This window comes from Chitinivibrionales bacterium, assembly GCA_014728215.1.
GTDB lineage: Bacteria > Fibrobacterota > Chitinivibrionia > Chitinivibrionales > WJKA01 > WJKA01.
This window is the reverse complement of sequence record WJLZ01000001.1, coordinates 1-4,563: the sequence shown is the minus strand read 5'-3', so window position 1 is coordinate 4,563 and position 4,563 is coordinate 1. Positions and strand designations below refer to the sequence as shown.

The following is a 4,563-nucleotide window of genomic DNA, read 5'->3' as shown; positions in this document are numbered from 1 at the left end:
CGGAGGCAGAGGCGACGGAGACCGATGCCGAGGCGGAGAAGGCGGCCGAGGAGGCCCGGAAGAAGGCGGCCGCCGAGCGGAAGGAGAAGCAGGCGGAGCTGGCCCGGACGGCCGAGGAGCTGACGGAGAAGGTCGGAAAGTGGACCTACATCGTCCCCAAATGGCGGTACGGGAACTTCACCACCGATGTGGAGGATTTCTTCGAGGCGCCGCCGGAGCCGGAGGCCGATGCCGAGACGCCGGAGGCGGGGGTGCCCGCGGAGGAGTAGCTTTCGGCACCATACCGAAGCACGCGCGGAATCAGACGGGCGCCTTGGGCCGAAATCGGCCGGGGCGCCCGTTTTGTTTTTATGTCGGTTCGTCTTGAGTCCGGTCGGTGCCTGGACCGATTTGCATAGCCGGCGCTGGAAAGGTTCGGGGGGGACCTGGAAGGATCGTGACGGCCCGGTCCTTCTTGCCTTTGCCGTCATGAACCGTCAACATGCCGTCGTCGAAATTAAACTCTTGCACCCGAAGCTGAAGCGATTCAAACAGTCGGAGGCCGCAGCCGTACAGCAGACCGACGATGATGTGATAAGGATCGGACAAGTTTCCGAGTACCCGGTTGATCTCTTTCCGGGTGAGAACAACCGGTAGATATGGTTTATGTTTGGCCCTTACGGACTTGATCTCGCCGGGCTCTTTTTTGAGGACATGGCGAAAGAAGAATAGAATGGCATTGAAGGCCTGGTTTTGAGTGGAAGCGGCAACCTTTAGATTGACGGCTAAAAAGGTCAGGAAATTTTTGAAGTCTTCGTCGGTCAACTCGGTCGGATTTTTATTTTTGGCGTGGGCCTGGAATTTGGTCAACCACCCGCAATAGGTTTGCAGTGTATTTTTGGAGTAATGGCGGACTTTGATTTCGTTGGTAAGGTTTGTTTTGGCGATGTTCCATGCTGATCCATTCTCGGATGGTTTGTATTCGGCGATGTTATTGCCCCGGACTTTATTCCACTGCCCCTGGGCTTCGGACTGGCGGAATGGGGTAGGAGGTATAGGGTGTTTTCTTTTTGCCTTTGCCAAAGGGGTATTCGATGCTTTAGCTTCGGCGTTTTTGGTTCTCTTTTTGACGAGGATGGGCTCCGTTTCCGCAGGTCGGGATGATTTTTATCGATGGAAGCGCTGGGTTGGTTTGCAACCATCTGATAGTATATTGCAACCGCATGAGAAGCTTGGCGTTGATAAACCTCGGATTGTCCTTTCTCTGTAAGCTTCTTCAGGAAATGGGGTCTGCTGGAAGTATCGTTTGGGGGGTGATGGTATTTGTGACAGAAGTCCAAATAGTAGCGGAGCCACTTATGGTAGTAGGATCTGTATTTTACGGGAACAGCGTTATGGTCCAAAAGGCGATCAAAGCGAATCCGTATATCTTCAGGTACGTTTTTCATCATGTGCTCTGTTTGTCGGGTAACATGTAAAATTGGCATGTTGACCGGCATTTTTGTAGAAAGGCGACAGTCGGGTAACACGCCGATTTGAGTGTTACTCGACAAATTATGATCTATCTTTTAGGGAAAGTCAATATAAATTTAAGTATCTTAGAAGAATTATCTTCCAATATCCCCGAAATTGTGATATTTGGGATTGATAATAGAATTTGGTTGTTGACCGGAAAACCGGTTAACGATTGTTCCAAAGATAAAATGGATCCATTACCAAAAATTTTATTCGCTATATTTTTAATAAATTCTATCCTTTGGGTTTTAAAAAGAATATTTCCAGAATATGCCCTCAAAATCAGATTCAAGATTTTTGAATTAGTGGGTGTGTCTATATATATTATTTTTACAACAGTTAGAGACTTGGTCAGACTGATTTTAGTATATATTTCAACTCCATATCTATATTTTTGGGGGTATTACTATTATCTTTCAATAGCCGGTGCAGTTGTAATGAGTTTATTTTTTATCATGTTGCTCATGGGACTTGTCCTGCTTAAAGTTTCTGATGAAAAGATAAATCAGAAACCAAAATTAGATGAAAGCAACAAAAATATACTTATCCAAAAGATCCAGGAAGGTATAATATTTGGAATAATAAACAAAGTATTTCTCGCTGTTGCATGGACAAAAACGTTTAACTTTCTAAAAATCAATATCGATTCTCATATAGAAAATATTATAATAGCAATGCTGTATTGCCTTACTGCTATAACTATAATTTATTCAGTAATTAAAGCTAAACGTAAAACTATTCAAAGTAGTTTCGAAAAAGTGCATTAACTCGGACGTGTATCGCGGCGCTACGCGTCCCGATACACGCCGGTTATCCCTGCGTTGGCAACCACTCAATTAGCACGCATGGTTGTTCGTGCCAGCCTGATTTTAATACAGTGAGGTGATCATTACATCATGAAATATGGTGTTGCTGAAACAGCCCGAATATTGGGAATTGATATCCAGCAGCTTAAGACATGGGCGTATCAATTTCGCGATAACCTTTCAACTTCGGCAAATCCGATGAAGGGAACACCGCGCATATTTACGGAAGAGGATATTCTGGTACTACTCTATGTTAGTTACGTTTGGGAGGACGAACCGGATGTCGAAGCTATTGTTGCCGAGCTTAATTCAGAGAATCACCATGAAGACATTTTTATTCATACTCTTTGGAATCATACCCCTTTGATACAAGATGAGGTCCCAGAAAATCAGGATGAGCCGTCACGATACGGGCTATTGATTTCCCCTCGTATACATTTAGAACAAATAGAAATCGCTCGAAGTTACCATCAAGCAGCCAACGTGCTTTGGGAAAAGGCTAACGACAGCGGGTTTCCCATGGCAGATTGTTATCCCGTTCTCTTCGCATATCGTCACGCATTGGAGATATATCTCAAAATGTTGGGTAACACGGGAAAGGAACTCGATCACAATCTCAAGGCATGCATGGAGGCGGTGGAACAAAACTATAATAAAAAGGTTTCACCCCTGACCAAAGATTGGATCATGGCCTTGCACCAGATGGATGAAACAGGTTGGCATTTTCGATACGAGCCTCTGACCGGAGGCTCGATGGATGGTAAATGGCTTGATTGGTCACATTTCCGATATGCCATGGACACACTTTTTAATACACTTGATTTCGCATGGGTAAACATGAACCGGTGAACTGTAGAAATTTGCAGCTACAGTAAAGGATAGCTGCCAACCCGTAAATCCACGCGAGCCCAAACACCGGGCCGCGTGATTATAATGTTATGGTGTCGAAATGGAAACTTTTGATAACCTAAAACATAATCACCAAAAAATAATAACAAGCCAAGCGAACAAAATAAGGATTATTTGAAATGTTGACATGGTGGAACTCCATAGAATCTGTGAGTAAATTTTATACAATAATGCAGTTCTGTATTTTATTTTTTGGGCTTCTCACGCTTGTTGCTTCTGGTCTTAGCTTAAAAGCATCAAATAGAATATCCACATTACAAAAAGAAAAAGATCAAAGCACAGAATCTCGAATTCAAGAAACAGAACATAAATCAAAATTGCTATCTGACGAGTTGTCAAAGAGCAAAAATGAAATAACACGTCTTACGAAAGAAACAGTACTATTAAAAAACAAAGTTCAAGATAGAAAACTTAATACGAATGGAGTGAACTCTTTTAAAGAGAGTTTAAAAAAATATGCAGGCATTGAACTCAATATTTCTGCCATAGGTGGCAATAATGAAGCAATGTCATTTGCACGAGAACTGTTTGACATTCTAAGAGATACTGGCTTTTCTATAAGGTCTTATCCTGGAGCAATAATATCTCCAGACACTTGGTCAGGAATCATAGTTGAAATACCTGAAACATTTAAAAAAGAGGTTGGTGATGACTTTGCAATGGCGTTTGAAAGCATTGGTTTTCCAATAAAGGTCGTCCCGTGCAAACCAGAAGTTGTTTCTATAAAAATAGGAGAAAAACTATAACATCTATATGGCCTCCGGTTGTCAAGAAAAAACTTTCCCTACAGATCGGAAAAGTGAAATTCTAATAAATCCGTCTCTACTTCAATTCGCATAATAGGGACCGAGCGGGTTAGTTGGCTTTTTCGAACTTGTTTCAAAGATTGATTGAATCGGCTTCGGGGAATTTCTCAGAATCCCGCCCGGCCCCTTAGCTTAACGTTGCCGTGCGACATGAAGTCGGATAAGTATCTATTTCAGTTAGCTATATATGCTAACATGAAACCCTATTTTCTGCAACAGGTATTCTACCGGGACGTGCTTTCGGAGTAATCTGATGGTGCGAAGCTTCCGGGACAATGAAGCCCGTGGGGACTTGATCCCCAGAAGAGGAAACCCGTGAGGGGACCTCAACTTCTGCCAGCATCGGGGCGGTAGGGAGCTAGAATCGAGTCACGCCAAGGCGTGATGAATCGTTGTAAGCGTCGTCAAGAGAAAAAGCCAAATGATGCTGTCAGGCTTGAACCAAAAGGTAAGCGGTCAGGTATGGGGGCTCGTAACTCCCTCATCGTCACGCCAAGGCGTGATGGAACCGCCGGCGTAGAGACGGAACCTAACCTGCTCAGGTACTT

General features: G+C 44.0%; 4 protein-coding genes. 3 read left to right on the top strand and 1 reads right to left on the bottom strand.

The window, feature by feature from the left end; translation table 11 throughout:
• Positions 1 to 348: 348 nt before the first annotated feature.
• Positions 349 to 1,116, bottom strand: coding sequence for a tyrosine-type recombinase/integrase (locus GF401_00020; GenBank protein ID MBD3343427.1), 768 nt, complete (start codon positions 1,114 to 1,116; stop codon positions 349 to 351).
• 419 nt (positions 1,117 to 1,535) lie between these two features.
• On the opposite strand from GF401_00020, the gene GF401_00015 reads away from it, so the two are divergent.
• The 3 genes from GF401_00015 to GF401_00005 all read left to right on the top strand — a co-directional run bounded on the left by GF401_00015 (position 1,536) and on the right by GF401_00005 (position 3,955).
• Positions 1,536 to 2,261, top strand: a complete 726-nt coding sequence (locus GF401_00015; GenBank protein MBD3343426.1) for a hypothetical protein — start codon at positions 1,536 to 1,538, stop codon at positions 2,259 to 2,261.
• Between the two features lie 129 nt (positions 2,262 to 2,390).
• Positions 2,391 to 3,149 carry a hypothetical protein gene (locus GF401_00010; GenBank protein ID MBD3343425.1) on the top strand — a complete coding sequence of 253 codons (759 nt, stop codon included), beginning with the start codon at positions 2,391 to 2,393 and terminating at the stop codon, positions 3,147 to 3,149.
• Positions 3,150 to 3,328: 179 nt separating this feature from the next.
• Complete coding sequence (locus GF401_00005) at positions 3,329 to 3,955, top strand: hypothetical protein (protein ID MBD3343424.1); 627 nt, start codon at positions 3,329 to 3,331, stop codon at positions 3,953 to 3,955.
• Positions 3,956 to 4,563 lie beyond the last annotated feature (608 nt).

Coding starts and splice junctions, on each gene's coding strand:
- GF401_00015 (MBD3343426.1), top strand. CDS start 1,536: ATGATCTATCTTTTAGGGAAAGTCAATATAAATTTAAGTATCTTAGAA.
- GF401_00010 (MBD3343425.1), top strand. CDS start 2,391: ATGAAATATGGTGTTGCTGAAACAGCCCGAATATTGGGAATTGATATC.
- GF401_00005 (MBD3343424.1), top strand. CDS start 3,329: ATGTTGACATGGTGGAACTCCATAGAATCTGTGAGTAAATTTTATACA.